General features: G+C 34.4%; 14 protein-coding genes and 1 pseudogene. 5 read left to right on the top strand and 10 right to left on the bottom strand.

What is annotated here, in order from left to right:
* Positions 1 to 187 precede the first annotated feature (187 nt).
* A pseudogene (locus AC4PRO_RS11950) lies at positions 188 to 592 on the top strand (DUF1761 domain-containing protein); the annotation flags it as partial.
* A gap of 115 nt (positions 593 to 707) precedes the next feature.
* Here the strand turns inward: AC4PRO_RS11950 and AC4PRO_RS11945 are convergent.
* Together AC4PRO_RS11945 and AC4PRO_RS11940 are read right to left on the bottom strand one after the other, a co-directional pair.
* Positions 708 to 3,626: an FAD-binding and (Fe-S)-binding domain-containing protein gene (locus tag AC4PRO_RS11945; RefSeq protein WP_492117495.1), complete on the bottom strand. Its 2,919-nt coding sequence runs from the start codon at positions 3,624 to 3,626 to the stop codon at positions 708 to 710.
* 34 nt (positions 3,627 to 3,660) lie between these two features.
* The gene (locus tag AC4PRO_RS11940) at positions 3,661 to 4,476 is read right to left on the bottom strand and encodes a DUF1338 domain-containing protein (RefSeq protein WP_492117494.1); all 816 of its coding nucleotides are present in this window, start codon (positions 4,474 to 4,476) and stop codon (positions 3,661 to 3,663) included.
* Positions 4,477 to 4,756: 280 nt separating this feature from the next.
* On the opposite strand from AC4PRO_RS11940, the gene AC4PRO_RS11935 reads away from it, so the two are divergent.
* Positions 4,757 to 5,230: an Lrp/AsnC family transcriptional regulator gene (locus tag AC4PRO_RS11935; protein WP_492117493.1), complete on the top strand. Its 474-nt coding sequence runs from the start codon at positions 4,757 to 4,759 to the stop codon at positions 5,228 to 5,230.
* An 8-nt stretch (positions 5,231 to 5,238) separates the two neighbouring features.
* Here the strand turns inward: AC4PRO_RS11935 and AC4PRO_RS11930 are convergent, their stop codons facing one another.
* Positions 5,239 to 5,517 (bottom strand): 4a-hydroxytetrahydrobiopterin dehydratase, encoded by a 279-nt coding sequence (locus AC4PRO_RS11930; protein WP_492117492.1) that lies wholly within the window; start codon positions 5,515 to 5,517, stop codon positions 5,239 to 5,241.
* Between the two features lie 96 nt (positions 5,518 to 5,613).
* Here AC4PRO_RS11930 and AC4PRO_RS11925 point away from each other — a divergent pair, with 96 nt between their 5' ends.
* Positions 5,614 to 6,762, top strand: coding sequence for a peptidogalycan biosysnthesis protein (locus tag AC4PRO_RS11925; protein ID WP_492117491.1), 1,149 nt, complete (start codon positions 5,614 to 5,616; stop codon positions 6,760 to 6,762).
* Positions 6,763 to 6,769: 7 nt separating this feature from the next.
* Here AC4PRO_RS11925 and AC4PRO_RS11920 read toward each other — a convergent pair whose 3' ends face one another.
* The gene (locus AC4PRO_RS11920; protein WP_492117490.1) at positions 6,770 to 7,639 is read right to left on the bottom strand and encodes a diacylglycerol/lipid kinase family protein; all 870 of its coding nucleotides are present in this window, start codon (positions 7,637 to 7,639) and stop codon (positions 6,770 to 6,772) included.
* A 65-nt stretch (positions 7,640 to 7,704) separates the two neighbouring features.
* Here AC4PRO_RS11920 and AC4PRO_RS11915 point away from each other — a divergent pair, with 65 nt between their 5' ends.
* Positions 7,705 to 8,673 carry an App1 family protein phosphatidate phosphatase gene (locus AC4PRO_RS11915; protein ID WP_492117489.1) on the top strand — a complete coding sequence of 323 codons (969 nt, stop codon included), beginning with the start codon at positions 7,705 to 7,707 and terminating at the stop codon, positions 8,671 to 8,673.
* Positions 8,674 to 8,872: 199 nt separating this feature from the next.
* Here AC4PRO_RS11915 and AC4PRO_RS11910 read toward each other — a convergent pair whose 3' ends face one another.
* Positions 8,873 to 10,780, bottom strand: coding sequence for an ABC-F family ATP-binding cassette domain-containing protein (locus AC4PRO_RS11910; RefSeq protein ID WP_492117488.1), 1,908 nt, complete (start codon positions 10,778 to 10,780; stop codon positions 8,873 to 8,875).
* Between the two features lie 73 nt (positions 10,781 to 10,853).
* On the opposite strand from AC4PRO_RS11910, the gene AC4PRO_RS11905 reads away from it, so the two are divergent.
* A complete protein-coding gene (locus AC4PRO_RS11905; protein WP_074722040.1) occupies positions 10,854 to 11,234 on the top strand; it encodes a DUF983 domain-containing protein in 381 nt (126 codons plus the stop codon).
* Positions 11,235 to 11,239: 5 nt separating this feature from the next.
* Here the strand turns inward: AC4PRO_RS11905 and AC4PRO_RS11900 are convergent, their stop codons facing one another.
* The 5 genes from AC4PRO_RS11900 to porK form a co-directional block, all read right to left on the bottom strand.
* Positions 11,240 to 12,292, bottom strand: a complete 1,053-nt coding sequence (locus AC4PRO_RS11900) for an NAD(P)/FAD-dependent oxidoreductase (protein ID WP_074721472.1) — start codon at positions 12,290 to 12,292, stop codon at positions 11,240 to 11,242.
* A 130-nt stretch (positions 12,293 to 12,422) separates the two neighbouring features.
* Positions 12,423 to 13,313 carry a type IX secretion system ring subunit PorN/GldN gene (gene porN / locus AC4PRO_RS11895; RefSeq protein ID WP_074722042.1) on the bottom strand — a complete coding sequence of 297 codons (891 nt, stop codon included), beginning with the start codon at positions 13,311 to 13,313 and terminating at the stop codon, positions 12,423 to 12,425.
* A 50-nt stretch (positions 13,314 to 13,363) separates the two neighbouring features.
* A complete protein-coding gene (gene porM / locus AC4PRO_RS11890) occupies positions 13,364 to 14,902 on the bottom strand; it encodes a type IX secretion system motor protein PorM/GldM (RefSeq protein ID WP_492117487.1) in 1,539 nt (512 codons plus the stop codon).
* Between the two features lie 49 nt (positions 14,903 to 14,951).
* Positions 14,952 to 15,599: a type IX secretion system motor protein PorL/GldL gene (gene porL, locus AC4PRO_RS11885; protein ID WP_074721476.1), complete on the bottom strand. Its 648-nt coding sequence runs from the start codon at positions 15,597 to 15,599 to the stop codon at positions 14,952 to 14,954.
* Positions 15,600 to 15,627: 28 nt separating this feature from the next.
* The gene (gene porK, locus AC4PRO_RS11880; protein ID WP_074721478.1) at positions 15,628 to 17,040 is read right to left on the bottom strand and encodes a T9SS ring complex lipoprotein PorK/GldK; all 1,413 of its coding nucleotides are present in this window, start codon (positions 17,038 to 17,040) and stop codon (positions 15,628 to 15,630) included.
* Positions 17,041 to 17,169: the final 129 nt, after the last annotated feature.

Genomic DNA, 17,169 nt, shown 5'->3' with positions numbered 1-17,169 from the left:
AGGTAAATATTTTTTCGCATTACTAAAGTTCTGCAATAAATTGCAGGGTTTTAAACCCCAATCTGTGACCAATAAATATTACATTTTTTTTAACTCAAAAAATAACGTTATAGAAATCAATTTTATAGCACTATTAACTGCCGCCATATCAACATTATTGGTCGGTTTTGTCTGATATCATCCAAAAGCTTTTGGAACAATCTGGATGAAAGAAGCCGGCATGACCGAGGATAAAATCAAAGGAGGCAACATGGCTTTAATTTTTGGAATGGCGGTATTTTATGCTTTTCTAATTGCGCTGACTCTTCAATTTTTAGTTATTCATCAATGGGGTGCAGTAGGCATGATTAGTGGTGACCCTGCTTTGGCAAAACCTTCTTATGCGAATTTTATGGCTGATTACGGAACTGCTTTCCGCACCTTCAAACACGGCCTGCTTCACGGTTTTATCGCTGGTTTGTTTCTTGCATTGCCAATTATTGGAACCAATGCGTTATTCGAAAAAAGAAGTTGGAAATACACTTTAATAAATGGTGGTTTTTGGATTGTTTGCCTTATGTTAATGGGTGGTATAATTTGCGCTTGGACTTAATAATACATATATAAATCCCATCTCCCTATTAAAAGGGAATGGGATTTATGATAATTTGCAAAAGCCTCGCGTTCAACTTTCATTTATGTCGGACTGCACCATAATAGAATAACTACTACTTTAAAGCATTAAACAAAATCTCCACCGGATGTAATGCATGACGTCCCGTTCCGTCAGCAATTTGATGACGACAACTGGTTCCAGAAGCAGATATTAAAGTTGTAGTCTCTTCTGCTCTAATGGCCGGGAACAAAACGAGCTCTCCAATATTCATAGAAATTTCATAATGTTCTTTTTCATATCCAAACGAACCCGCCATACCGCAACAACCACTTGGAATATTAAGAACAGAATAGTTTTTAGGCAGTGATAATATTTTTTTTAGCGGCACTAAAGATGATAATGCTTTCTGAAAACAGTGTCCGTGCATTCGAATGCGTTCTTCTGCATCCGTAAACAAACTGGCAGTGATATTACCCACTTCCATTTCATTAGCTAAAAATTCCTCTATTAAAAAAGTACGATTCGCAAATTCCTTGGCTTTTGTTTTCAAATTCCCACGACACAAATCAGGATATTCATCTCTAAAACTTAAAATCGCCGATGGCTCGATACCGATTAAAACAGCATCTTCTGGGATGCTTTTGTTAAAATCTGCAATGTTTTGCTCAGCAATTTCCCGAGCTATTTTTACCATTCCTTTAGACAAATAAGTCCTTCCGCTAATTCCGATTTCTGGAACTATCACTTTATAGCCCAACTGATTTAATAACTTTACCGCTGTCTGACCAATAGTTACATCATAAAAATTTAAAAATTCGTCGTTGTACAAGTACACCGTTGGCTTATTAAAATTACCATATTGCGGATAACTTTTAAACCATTTGGCAAAGGTGATTTTATGCATCGTGGGTAAATTTCGTTCCGTTGCAAAACCTGTCATTTTCTTAATCACCATACCTAAAATTCCTTTTGTCGAAAAATTATAAACTCCGGGAAAATTAGCAAACAGTTTATTTATTGTAGGTGTATTTCCAATTAATCTAGAGCGGAATTTCACCCCATGCTTATCATGATATTGCTGCAACGTTTCGGCTTTTAGTTTCGCCATATCCACATTCGAAGGACATTCTGACTTGCATCCTTTACAGCTTAAACACAAATCTAACACTTCAAGCAAGGCTTCACTATCAAATTTATTTTGTTTATCGGAATGCGTTATGGTTTCGCGAAGCATATTAGCTCTGGCACGGGTAGTGTGTTTTTCATCACGTGTTGCCATATAACTTGGACACATGGTTCCACCACTTTTTTCTGTTTTTCTGCAATCTCCTGATCCATTACACATTTCTGCAGCACGAAGAATTCCGTTAGTTTCCGAAAAATCAAAATAAGTTTCTGGCATTGGCGTATCTTGACCTGCGGTATAACGCAACGAACTATCCATCGGTGGTGTATCCACTATTTTCCCTGGATTGAACACATTCAAAGGATCCCAAGTGTGTTTTATATCTTTAAAAAGCTGGTAAATCTCCTCGCCTAGCATTAACGAAATAAATTCTCCTCTCAACCGACCATCACCGTGCTCGCCACTTAATGACCCCTTATATTTTTTCACTAGATGCGCAATATCAGTCGCAATGGTTCTAAAAAGCGCTGCACCTTCTTTGGTTTTTAAATCAATGATAGGACGCAAATGCAATTCGCCTGTTGCAGCATGCGCATAATGCACACAATTCAGATTACGTTGTTTTAAAATTGCATTAAAATCCTCGATAAAATCCGGTAAATCATTTACATCTACGGCGGTATCTTCTATAACAGCAACCGCTTTAGCGTCACCTGGTATATTAGACAATAATCCCAAGCCTGCTTTTCTTAGCGTCCAAACTTTATTGGTATCTTCTCCAAAAACAATTGGAAAATGATGCCCTAGATTTTTGGCTCTCATTTGAGCTTCCATTTTTTCGGCTATGGTTAGAATTTCTTCTTTAGAATCACGCAAAAATTCGACCACCAAAATCGCTTTGGGGTCACCCTGAACAAAGAATCTATTTTTACTTTGCTCGATATTTTCTTTGGTACAATCTAAGATATAATGATCTATCAATTCCACACTATCAGGATGGAATTTTAAGGCTTCTAAATTTGCTTGCAAAGATTCGTTGATACTATCAAAATGCACGCAAACTAATCCTGAAAATGGTTTTAATTCATCTACTAGATTCAGTTTTATTTCGGTCAAAAAAAATAAGGTTCCCTCCGATCCTGCGATTAGCTTACAGAAATTAAATTTCTCGTCAAAACCACCAAAGGGATTACTAGCTGCTAATAAATCAAGTGCATAACCCGTATTGCGGCGCGGAATTGATTTTTTAGGATAATTTTCATCGAATAAATTCCTGTTAATCTGATTTGATAAAATGGTTTTTGCCTGAAGGTAAATATTCTGCTCCAGTTCGCTAACCACATTTATTCCGTTGCATTTGTCTTCAAACTCTTCATTAGTCAATGCTCCAAATGTCACCTCGTTTCCATCAGCCAAAAACCCTTTTATTTCCAACAAATGTTCTCTTGTCGAGCCATAAACCACGGATCTGGCACCACAAGCATTGTTCCCTACCATTCCGCCAATCATACAACGGTTACTAGTGGAAGTCTCCGGACCAAAAAACAGCTGATATGGTTTTAAATGTAAGTTTAACTCGTCGCGAATCACTCCTGGCTGAACCCAAGCTGTTTTATTCCCTTTGTCAACTGAAAGTATTTGGGTGAAATCCTGAGAAATATCTACTATTATCCCGCCTCCTACAACCTGCCCCGCGAGTGAAGTACCAGCAGCTCTGGGAATAACGCTAGTTTTATTGTCGCGGGCAAATTGGATAATTTTTTGAATATCCTGTTTAGTTGAAGGTATTGCCACAGCGAGTGGCATTTCTCGGTAAGCACTCGCATCTGTAGCATAAAGCGTACGCATGGTCTCATCAAAAAACAATTTCCCTTCTATTTGATCTGCTAAACCTTGAAGATTCATTATGCTATATATTTATCAATTTAAAAAAACCTATTTAACTAAGGTTTTGCAATTTTACATCTGTGCTTTCGAATATTTTATCTGCAGACGCAGCAATAAAACCTTGGTACAACTCTCCGTTTTCCATTGGGTAGCGAAGCGCAAACTCATAATAGCATGAAGGAATTTCTTTTGCACCTTCATCAAAATTAATAGTACACAAGTCAGCTAATGTACTAGATTGCTCTAGTAATTGCTCAGGAGTCCCTTTAATTTCTCCACCAGAACCATTCATTTTCCAATTATTATCTTTCAAATAAGTGTTTAACTCTTCTAAATTTTTGAAGTTCGATAAAGCATTAACATTAATTGTAAAATGATTTGCTCTAAAACCATATATATACATCCAAGCAGCATATTCAGACTCTTCTAACAAAGAAGCATAAGCATTATACGAATTTGCATTCCAAACTGCACCGCTTAAAACTAAGTCTTCCTTTTCAAAAACATTTTGATCGCACGTATCTAAAAGCACTTTAACCGAATTTTGTAAACTTTCAGAACATTTTTCTAATTCTAATTCTGAAATAAAAATCCTTGGTGCGTTAGCATCAGTAGCATGCTCATAATGTTTTGCATACAGTTTTTTAGATTCGAAAAAATACTCGCCTTTAGCAACATATCCTGCATTTACAAATGGTTTTTCTAATACAGAAATATTCACACGCACATCATTAAATGTTCTGATCGCAATATGGTCATTTTCAATTTTTTCGCCATTTTGTTCCAGCAACGCATGGATTTTTTTGGCAGATGGGGTGATACTCATGTATTGTTCCCATAATTTTGACAGTAGAAGATCTTTATTCATAACACAAAATTTTAATTAATAAATATGACACAAATTTACACCCTAAATAACAAAATCGACACTAGACATATTCTTTTATAAATTTTATGATATTTTAATACTGTAAAAGTGTAAATTTGACATTATTTACACGTAAGGTTTCCTTGTTTATAATCAAAACTGTATTTCAATCGGTTAATAGATTATGATTCTTACTTTAACTATGTCTTTTAAATCCTAATAATTAATTACTTCGGGCACGAAAAACATACTTTCAAACTATCCAGTAAACAAATTAAATATGCCTAAAAACAGCCTTGACGAAAATATTGATTACATCAATCAACAAATCATAAGAATGCTAAGTGCTGACGGACGCATGGCATACTCAGAAATAGCAAAAGAATTGAAGATCTCAAACTCTTTAGTACATCAACGGGTAAAAAAGCTGCAGGACACAGAAATAATAAGTGGATTTTCAATACAGTTGAATGCAAAAAAAATTGGATATGAAACGATTACCTATACGGGAATCGCAACCAAGGAGGCACGATTTGCCTATTCCATAGCCGAAAAATTAAAAGAGATCCCCGAAGTTGTGGAATGTCATTTTGTATCAGGCAAATACGCTTTGTTTTTAAAAATTGTGGCCGCCAATAATGAAGAGTTTAGAAAGGTACTTTATGAAACTATACACAATATTGAAGGTGTGGGCAGCACAGATTCGTTCATTTCCTTTGGATCTGCCTTCCATAAAAATATCTCCTTATTATAAAGCATAGATTAAAATAGTGTTTCAATGGCTTTCGCCAAATTAAAATCCTTATCCGTCAAACCGTTTGCATCATGAGTTGACAAGCGAATATTAACCTTATTATAGACATTGAAAAGTTCGGGATGGTGCCCTTGTTTCTCAGCTAAAACCCCCACTTGAACTATAAAACCAAGCGCCTCACTAAAATTCTTGAAAAGAAATTTCTTTTCGATTCCGCTATCATTAAACTTCCAGTCTTTTAGATCTTTTAATATCGGTTGAGCAGTTATTTCATTGTATACATTCATGATTCCTGTTTTTATTAAAATTAGTTAAAATTTGCCTAATTGCATTGCAATTTAACTTAATATATTAATTTAGACCAATCCTAATTTTTAGATCCATTGAGCTCTCCTTTTTCCTTTCAAATTTATTCTTCCGTTAAAAATATTCCTTCAGATTGGGACTCGTTGGCGGCAAACAACCTATTTCTTTCTCGTGCTTATTTAGAGACATTAGCTGTTTCGGCTCCAAAAAATATGCAGTGTCATTTTATCGGACTTTTTCTTAATGACCAATTAGTTGGGATAGCAGTGACGCAGTATATCAATTTAAGTGAGCTAAACTCCTTTGGAGAAAGAGATCACTGTCTAAAAACAATAGTACGCGACTTTGTCTTTAAAAATTTCAGTTCGAATGTCCTAGTGATGGGTAACAATATGCTGACTGGTCAAAACGGATGGTGTTTCGGGTTAAAATTGCCAGCATCAGAAGGATTAGCTTTATTAAAAAAAGCGACTGAGGAGTTAAAGATTAATTTCCACGCAAACGGTATAAAAATACATCTTACCATCTTTAAAGATTTTGCTGAAGAAAGAGTTCCGTTTTTTAAAATCCCCGAGTTTAAATTGTTTTTCCTGTTTACAACCCAACCTAATATGATTTTCAATATTAGGAATTCCTGGTCTAGCTTTGATGATTATATAGCGGACCTATCTAAAAAATACCGCGATCAATACAAAAGAGCTCGAAAAAAAGCGGAAGGAATTTCGAAAAGGAAGTTATCTCTTGAAGAAATCACGAATTACAATGAAAGAATATTTGAATTGTATATGAATGTGGCTAAGAACGCGCCGTTCAATACTTTTTATTTAACTGAAAATCATTTTAAAACTTTAAAAACAGTATTAAAAGACAAATTTCTTTTTTATGGATACTTTGTTGGCGATGAACTAATTGGATTCAATACCCTGATAAAAAACGGAACTGATATTGACACCTATTTTCTAGGTTATGACGAATTCTACCAACGCGAAAAAATGTTATACCTGAACATGCTCTACGACATGATAGGCTTCTCCATTAACAAAGGATACAGCCGTATTATTTTTGCTAGAACAGCATTAGAAATTAAAAGTTCTGTGGGAGCAAAACCCTTGGATATGTTTGGAATGATGCAACATAGCAATCCTATTTTAAATCTGTTCGTCTCCAAAACTTTTCGCTATTTTGAACCTAAAATGGAATGGAAGCAACGCAATCCCTTTAAATAAAGAAACATCAAGGAATAGCAACTTTTAATTTGTAAGGAGAAATAGCTACATTCAGTTCTGTTTCTCTACCACAATATTCGCCGTCAATTTGAAAACTTACCGGTGAATGCAATTTAATATTCGCTCGATCAGTTGAAATAATTTCTACATCTCCAGATTCGATTGGTATATTACCGGTAATAATTTTAGCAAAAATGCTCAAATCCAAATTTTTCAAAACTACCAATTCAAACTTTCCATCATTCATTATGCCCTCGGGATTAATAACTACACCTGTTCCGTATTTTTTAGAATTGGCTATAACTATCATTTGCGCTATACATTCTATTATTTGACCATTAGCAGTAATTGTGGCTGTGAATGGTTCTTCTTTATCGGCTAACGTATTATAAACTTGTAAAGCATACCCTAACTTTCCATGCACAGCACTATTCTCGTAGTTTTTTATGAGTTCTGCATTTAATCCTAGATCACTAAGATGTAAACTATTCTTATCATTTATAACGATCATATCCATTTCCATAAATGCATAATGAAAAGCTATTGGCAGACTTTCCTCCAGTTTTTTAGGAATATTTAAATCTGTAGCCAATCCATTAGCAGAACCAGCTGGTATTATTCCGAAAATAACATCTACGCCTTCCAATGCTTCAGCGACTAATTTTATGGTTCCATCACCTCCGGCTACAATAACCCTTTCCGGTTTGAATGTATGATATAAGCTCTTAATTTTAGAAATATCATCAATAGCTGTAGTGGTAAACAACACAAAATTCAACCCTTCCTTATCTGCAAAAAGCGAAGTTGCTTCAATGATTTCTGATTTGTCAATCCCTCCCGCAACAGGGTTCACAATCAATACAATATTATTTTTCACCGTTTTATTTCTTTTATTGATTAAAAATAATTAATTTTCAACAGACTTCAAAAGTAGTAAACAAAATGAAACCGATCCTAAAATTATATCGTGGTTATGCAAATGAGCAAGAACTAATTGTGATGGGACATGTTTTTAAACCAACAAAAAAAAAGGAATACGATTTTCTTTCAAAAAATTTAAAAAATGCACGGTCAGTAATCGGTTTGTTTCGAATTAAAACACAAGCAAATGCAGACGTATACTTAGTCCATAATGATATAAATATACATACAAAAACGCTTGCTGACGGTTACTTCAAATTTTGCATCCCTTTAGAACAATGTTCTGATTATGGCTGGATCGATTATGAAGTAAGTATCATTTATAAGAATGAAACTATAGTAACTAAAGAAAGCTACATCCGACCGCGGATAGGCAATTTAGGTATCATATCTGATATTGATGATACATTTTTAGTTTCGTATACCCTTAATCCATTTAAAAAATTACACCATCTCTTATTCAGAAATGTCAACTCCAGAAAAGTTTTTGAAGATGTTGTCCCACATTTTCAAGCTTTAAGTTCTTCAGGCAGAGCCCATGTAGGGGAATTAAATGCTTTTTTTTACGTCTCAAGCAGTGAGTGGAATCTATATCGATTTCTTGTGCTGTTTACAGAAATCCACAAATTACCTAAGGCTGTTTTACTTTTAAAAGACATTAAAACAAGTCTATTTAATTTCTTATGGTCGGGAAGAGGAGGTCACAATCACAAGTTTGAAAAAATAAAACACATTTTAGAATTCTATCCCAGTTTAAAGTATGTCTTGATAGGAGATGACTCTCAACATGATCCTTTTTTATATGAAGCCATAAGCAAGATTTTCCCCATGACCGTGACAGCAGTTTATATACGGCAAACTGGAAAATACAAAAAAGACAAGGTAGCTAAAGTGCTGAAAAACCTAGAAACATTGGATGTTTCAGTGTGCTATTTTAAAAATAGTGCACAAGCGATTTCACATTCTAAGAAGACAGGTCTAATTTCATAAAAAAGAATATATTCTGTTCAAGGACGCAATAGCCCAGATGACAATGAAATCCTTTTACAGCCTCGTTATATTTTTTCTTAGACTAAAAGAGCGACCTACGGAAGCTCCTTTTAGGCTTTAGAAAAAAATAAACGAGACCAGAAAGGATGTAATGAACAGCTGGAAAAAGCTCCTCAAAAATTCTAAAACAACCTCTTAATTAGGCTCTATCTATCTCATCTTGAACTTTTTCCCAATCTAAAAGTAATTTATCCAACTCTGCTTTCTTTTTATTGTATGCTTTAAAGAAAGAAGCATCTTCGATATTTTTATTGTAATTTGAAGCTAACATTTTGTCGTCATTCTGAATGTCTTTTTCTACTTGCTTAATTTGACTTTCAACTTTACTCAAACGATTCTGCAACGCTTTCCCCTTTTTTTGTTCTTCATACGAAGCTTTATTACTGTCCTTGGGAGCCGCTGCTTTAAGTGCATCTTTCTTCTCGACCTCACGCATATTTTCTAAATTACGCTGTTCTAAGAAGTAGTTAACATCTCCTAAGTATTCTTTTATCTTTTGATCTCTGAACTCATAAACAATGTTTGACATTCCCTGAAGAAAATCCCTGTCGTGAGAAACCAGAAGTAAAGTTCCTTCATACTTTTGTAACGCTGCTTTTAAAACATTCTTAGATTTAATATCCAAGTGATTTGTAGGCTCATCCATTACCAACACATTTATAGGCTGTAATAACAATTTACAAAGCGCCAGACGGTTTCTTTCTCCTCCTGAAAGTACTTTTACCTTTTTCTCTACATCGTCGCCACGAAAGAGGAATGAACCCAACATATCGCGCACTTTTGAACGATTGGTATCTGAAGCGGCATCTTCCATAGTTTGAAGTAAAGTAATCTCACCATCCAGATACTCCGCCTGATTTTGCGCAAAATAACCTACTTGTACATTGTGCCCTAACTTTATATCTCCTTCATATTCAAATTCATTGACTATCGCTTTAATGAAAGTTGATTTACCTTGTCCGTTTTGACCGACAAAAGCAATCTTACTTCCACGTTCTACCAACAGTGAAATGTCTTTTAAAATGGTTTTATCTCCATAGCTTTTTGTAACATGGTCTGCTTCAATTACCACTCTTCCGGGAACCTTAGAAAGTGGAAACGAAATATTCATCACAGAATTGTCATCTTCATCCACCTCTATGCGTTCTATTTTATCCAGTTTCTTAATCATCGATTGTGCCATGGAAGCTTTGGATGCTTTGGCACGGAATTTTTCGATTAATTTTTCTGTCTCCTCGATTTTCTTGGCTTGATTTTTTTGTGTGGCCAATTGTTTTTCGCGTATTTCATGACGCAACTCTAAATATTGCGAATAAGGCTTATTGAAATCGTATGCTTTACCCAATGAAATTTCTATTGTTCTATTGGTTACATTATCTAAAAACATCTTATCGTGAGAAACAATTACGACAACTCCAGCATAGTTACGTAAAAAACTTTCTAACCAAATGATGCTCTCAATATCCAAGTGATTCGTAGGCTCATCGAGTAACAAAACATCATTAGCTTGCAATAATAACTTCGCTAATTCAATCCGCATACGCCATCCTCCAGAAAAAGTTTCTGTTTGATTATTAAAGACTTCTCTTTTAAAACCTAAACCTAAAAGGATTTTTTCAGTATCTCCAACATAATTATATCCTCCCAACAATTCGAAACGATGCGTATAATCAGACAAATCCTCTATGATTTGGCTGTACTCATCACTTTCATAATCTGTACGAGTCACCAATAAATGATTGATTTCTTCTAATTTCTTTTCTACAACTTTAATATCTATAAACGCCTCATAAGCTTCTTCTAGTACCGTTCTTCCTTGTTCAAAATCAATATCCTGACGCAAAAAACCCATTCTCACTTCCTTTTCCTGCGCAATGCTTCCTGAGTCTGGAGCAAAATCTTTCGCTAAAATTTTAAGCATTGTAGATTTACCTGCACCATTCTTTCCAACAAGACCAACACGGTCTCCGGCCCCTAATCTAAAAGTAACTTCTTCAAATAAATAAGAACCCCCAAACGAGACAGATAAATTGTGTATATTAAGCATGTATTATGATTTTATTCCCTTTCGAATGCGTAAATTTGCAACTCCAAAAAAGGAAAAATTAAATTTTTTGCAAATGTTAAAAAAAGGATCCAAACTATATAGTATTTTAACAGGAACTTGTCCTAAATGTCAGAAAGAAAGTATGTATTTAGATCAAAACCCACTCCATTTGGGTAATATTCTAAAAATGCACGAAAATTGCAGCCATTGTGGGTTGAAATACCAAATTGAACCTTCGTTTTTTTACGGCGCTATGTATGTAAGTTACGGACTAAATGTAGCGATTGGAATTGCTGCCTTTGTAATTTCGTATGTGCTATTGAATTCCTCTCTAAAAGTAGCTTTTATTTCAATAATAGCTTCTCTTCTAGTACTATTTCCGCTTGTATTACGATGGTCAAGAAATATATACATTAATATGTTTGTCTCTTATGATCCCACTTTTAAACAATAACAAAATTATCTCTGTCCTTTCGGCAGAAATCTTTTTATATCAATTGCGGCATCCAACGGAATATCATTTTCTATAGCATTATATAAAGCCTTAGCCATAGAGGGACCTAACATCACTCCTCTTGTACCTAATCCATTTAGTATATGTATCGACCCATACAACGAATGAGTCCCTACTAAGGGCCGTCTATCTTTTACTGTTGGTCGAACTCCAGCAAAATGCTCAACGATAGTAAAGTCACAGCTAATAATTTCTTTAATTCTATCGATTAATTCCTGTTTACCTTCTGCTGTGACTACATCTGTTTTATCTTTCCAGTTGTAAGTTGCACCCACTTTAAAAAGGTCGTTGCCCAAAGGCAAAATAAAAACGCTTGTATTTACAATAACGTCCAGATCAAGATCAGGAGCTTTAACAATAAACAATTCTCCTTTTGTACCGTCTAATGGTAAATCCTTAAAATAAGGATTAGCATGCATCCCAAAACCCTCTGCAAAAATAATATGTCTTGCTTCAATATCTTTATATCGAATATCATTACCCACAACACGCAACGATTCATAATCAAATGATTCTTCCCTGAATAAATTATTACTCAAAAGATACTTCTTATATTTTTTTAATAGAACAGCCGTATCAACATGACCTGTCTGTAATACTTCTCCATAATTGAATGGAGAATCAATTCCCGAATATTTTTTCGTAATCAATTCTGTAGATAAAAATGGAGCCAATGTTAATTTATCTGACGCTGCAAACCAATTATTTTGTTCTTCAATCGAAAAAAACTTCCTAAGAATAGGCTTCTTAAAATCGACTTTAGTTTTAAGTTTATCTTCCAAAATACTGTAGAACTCGTTCATCAAAACCAACTGCTCTTGTGCTTGCCATACTTCACTAAAACGTTTAAGAATTACTGGATTGTATAATCCACCTGCTATCCTTGAAGAATTTTGAGAATTGTTATCCATCACTAAAATAGTTTTATTATGCTGTAACGCAATTTCAGAAAATCCAATACCAGCAAGACCCGAACCTATAATTAAATAATCAATCATACTATAAAAGTAATAGTTAAAATAAAACACAAAGAAAGAACAATAAAAGAACTAACCTTAAAAATGAGGCAAAAAAAAAACTCTTATCAATTACGATAAGAGTTTTTCTATATTCTAATGAAAAATGAAATTAATAATTCCACATATCTGATTCAAAATCACGTATTTTTTCTTTCACTCTTTCCGATTCTAGCAATTGATTCTGAGCATTATCTTTCATATACTCATCAATTGCTCTGTCTCCATATACATTTTCTTCTTTGTAAATAAAACTATTAAAGTGTCTAGAGTTCAATATTTGGTCAAAAGAAATCGGCATTGAAGAATTGGCATCATTAAAAGCTTTTGCCTCATGCAATACCTCTCTTGCAGCTGGGAAGAAAATCCAAAATAATTCAATATAATCTTTTTCGTCACTGTTCATTGTATACACATCTGGAGTAACCGGACAAATACCCAACAAACGATATTTTAATTCACTTTGACGTTTATCAAAATACCAATATCCTTTAATTTTATATTGAGTAACATCCTGAGCTGTTAAATCAGATCGCATAATATATTCAGGAGAAACACTCTGTCCTGCATTTACTTGCTCTCTACCTGCATCAGTAGTATCGACACGACTTAAAGCACCTTGAATGTCCTTGTATGACTTTTTTGTATTAAAATAACTGTCAGAATACACTTCTGTAATCGCACCGCTTTTTACCGCTTTGGTCAATACATCATACAATGAACGTCTGTCAGAACCAATATTTGCCGTATCGATAGGAAAATACAAAGCGAAATTAATTTTTTCACTAAGATCTATGATTTCCCATACGGTTTTACCCATCAAAATATCTCTATCATGCACGTAACCATAAGCCAATGGTTTATCATTGTCTGATATGAGTTGCGCAGCAGTTTTAAGACCTATTTCATTTGGTGTTTTTGCATTTAGCAAATTAGATTGTGCAAAAGAAGAACAACCCCCAGCAATGGAAATAACAACTAGTAAAAAATTTCTAACATTCATCATAATATAATTATAAGATATTGAAGTAGCCCTTAACGGCAACTTACTTATTATTGTATTTCAAAAATAACTGGAGCCGTTCTAGGCAATAAATAACTACCTGCACCAACAAGCCTAGTTTTAATTTCCGAAATCGTAACTTGCTCTCCTCTTCCTGCTTTAGAAAGAACCGACTTACACTGTGCATTTAACTTGTCCCCTTGAACAACCACTGTTGGCTGACCAGTAACTTTCAAATTAAATCCTACTACATTTAAACCAACTTCAAAATCAAAATCTTCAAGTTTAGCACCAATTGTAGCAATCTCTAAATTCGATTTAGGTCCTTTAACGACACCTGTTTCTCCTCTAATGGTACCTGTGGGACCAGGAATACCTTTAATTCTATATACTCTTTTGTCATTTGCAACTTTTCCGTCAGACATTTTACCTGAAACACTAATTACAACTTCATTTCCTCCACCTGGGCTCATATTGTACTTACCGTTTCCAACCTTAGTTAAACCAGGCGCGGAAGCAGAAACGTCACTATCAGAAATACCAGCAAAGGAAATAGACATTGGGTTTACAACACCTCTGTATACTACATTCATCTTATCTGCAGAAATCGTAGCTGAGTTAGGTCTTGGAACAACCACGTACTTACCTTCAAATTTTAGAGGAACCGTTTTCCCGTCTTCAAGAAAAGAAAATTGTCCTGCTATTTTTTGCTCACCTACACCACCCGCTGTCATCGATATCACTGCCTGACCATTGACAATTTTTCCTGGGCCAGAAAAAGAAGTTGGTTTTGTATTATCGTCATATCTACCTAGAACTACCTTACCAGTAACAGCTTCGCCTTGAAAATAAGCGTTTTTATCTAATACAACTATCGCTTGATAATTGTTATATGATGCAGCTGCAACAGCAGCTTTACCTAGCGCAGAACTATAAACATCCAATTCCGCTTTATTAATATCATTTTGCCAAACCGACAGCTTTGCTACAGTCGCGATGGCTGGAAAGCCTTTAAAGTGATACGATAAAAATTTATCTTTTAATCCTTCTTTATTTTTAACATCAGAAACATCAAACTTAGTTTCAATTTCTTTAATAATTGAAGTGTATTTTCTATCTGATCCTAAAGCAACCTTCATATCTGCCTTGTATCGTTCTATGCTAGCTATAATTTCGTTACCTTTTTTAGAGTAACCTTCTCCTGCAAACCAGTCATCGATATTATCACCTTTATCCATTTCCTCATAAGGTAATTTTCCTGTTTCAGGATCTATTTCAAAACCTTTTGTAGCTTGTGCCTTTAAAGATGCAATATAATTAAAAAAATTATCTGTAATAGTTTTTACTTTATGAGCTGTCTCCGCAGCTACTATAAACTCACCTTTTGCCTCACCTGCCTTCGCTTCTAAAGCACTTAACATTTGCTCATTAGATAATTTAGAAGTTTCATTTGACGTTTCAAATTTTTCATTCATCAATCCAAAACCTGAAATAACTTCTTTTGATACATTCATTGCCAACATAGCGATAAAAACCAGATACATAAGGTTTATCATCTTCTGTCTAGGGGTTAGTTTTCCTCCTGCCATATTTTCTAATAATTAGTTAGTTGTTATATTTTGTATAGTTCGAAACTAATTACCCTTTGTTACCCATTGCAGAAAGCATTCCACCATAAACATTGTTCAATGAAGACAAGTTTGTAGTCAATGATTGCATTTGATCTTTTAATTTTAAGTTGTTCTCAAGAACTTCTTCATTGATTTGTGCGTTTCTAGAAGCACCTTGCAACTGTATTTTATATAAACTGTTCAATGATTCCATTTGAGCTGCTGCCATAGTTAACTCTTCACTATATTTTTTAGTAGAAGCCATAGATTCAGCAGTTGGAGCAATACTTTTTGCAGCTGATTCAAAATTTTTGATACTACTTCCTAAACTTGCCATTAATTCACCATCAATTTTAGCATCTTTCAGCATAGCGTCTAATTTTTGAGACAACATTCCTTGTGAATCTGCAGGAGCTTCCATTTTTTTCTTCGATTCTCCTTTAATTCCATTCGCTAATTCTGGATAAACCAATGTCCAATCTAACTCATCATCAACGGGTTCAAACGCAGAAAGCGCAAAAATTAAGGCTTCAGTTAATAGTCCAATTGAAAGCATTAACGTCCCTGTTAATGGCCCAAGTTCGAAATGTGTTATTTTAAATAATGCACCCACGATTACTACTGCAGCACCCATTCCATATGCGAAATTCATTGCCTTTTTACTTAATAATGCCATAATTTTTTTTTGATTTAGGAGGTTTTTTTTATTTGTTATTAATTTTCTTTCCGTTTCCGGTGGTTTGCAATCCCATGTAATCCTGAACAGTTCTAAAACCGATAAAACTTCGTGCAGAATCAGCATATTCGAAATCCCTTGTACTTACCTGTAGGAAATAAGCAACATCTTTCCATGAACCTCCACGAACTACCTTACGTTTATTAGACGCATCTAAAACGTTAGGATTCATTGAGGAAACATACTCATATGCGTTAGGATCGTAGGAAGAGTCTGTCCATTCTGAAACATTCCCTGCCATATTATATAAATTGTAACCATTTGGCTCATATGACTTCGCTTCCACAGTATACAATGCTTGATCAGCTGCATAATCTCCTCTGTTTGGCTTGAAATTTGCTAGAAAACAACCTCTATCACTTTTAGTATAAGGTCCTCCCCATGGATATGTAGCTGATTCTAAACCTCCTCTAGCAGAATATTCCCATTCTGCCTCTGTAGGCAATCTAAAAGCGTTCACTAAATCACGACCTTTCTTCTTTGATTTAATATAATTGTTTTTATTAAGTGTTCTCCATGCACAAAAAGCTTTTGCTTGTGTCCATTTTACCCCAACAACAGGATAATCACCATACGCTTTATGCCAGAAATAATCATTATGCATTGGCTCATTATAAGAATAAGCAAAATCTTTAATCCATACTGTTGTATCAGGATAAATTTTAACTTCTTCTGTTTTTATAAAATCTTTTCTTTTCCCAACCTTAGCTTTTGCCGCAGCTTGAATATCCATCCACGAATAACGAAATTTCAATTTATCAACATCAATCGTTCGTAATCCATTGTAAGACTCTTCTAGAGGCAGATACATAGAATCCATTACTTCAACGTAATATTCATCTGGATATAATTTAGGATCTTTTATCAACTTCACTTTTCTGTTAAGCTTTCTTCCGGCATACTGATCATCTTCCGTACCAATACTATAATAATTATCATACATGTATTTGTCGTATGCAGTCATTTTTTCAGGATCTGAATCATTGAAAGCAAAATCGCCAATACTACCAGCATTTTTACCTTTGCCTTTTGTATCTTCACCTTTTATACCACTCATATCTGCAAGAATAGCCAAACGCATTCTAATAGTAGAATCTTTAACCCATTCCACAAACTCACGATACTCACTATTTGTTATTTCAGTTTCATCCATATAGAATGATCTAACAGTTACTGTTTTTGTTGGAGCGTCTTGTATTGAAGCAATATCATCATCAGATTTACCCATAATAAAAGCGCCTCCTGGCACTAAAGTCATACCGTATGGTTTCTCAGGATGCCATTTACCTCCTTTAACTCCTACCAATTCACCTTTGTCACTTGACTTACCACAGCCGACTAACAGTACTAATATTGCCATAAATGCAATGAACTTCTTCATATAAATGTGGGTTATTTATTCATTATTCTTAAAGTCTGTAAACCTATTTATTATTTTTTAAAAAAACAATTATTTTAAACTAAACATTCTTCAATAATAGAATTAAATTAGTTGTATAAAAATCCTGAC

It is taken from the genome of Flavobacterium sp. DW-iso2 (assembly GCF_058725285.1).
The sequence above is the reverse complement of the archived record's forward strand: the minus strand, read 5'-3'. Positions and strand labels throughout refer to the sequence as shown.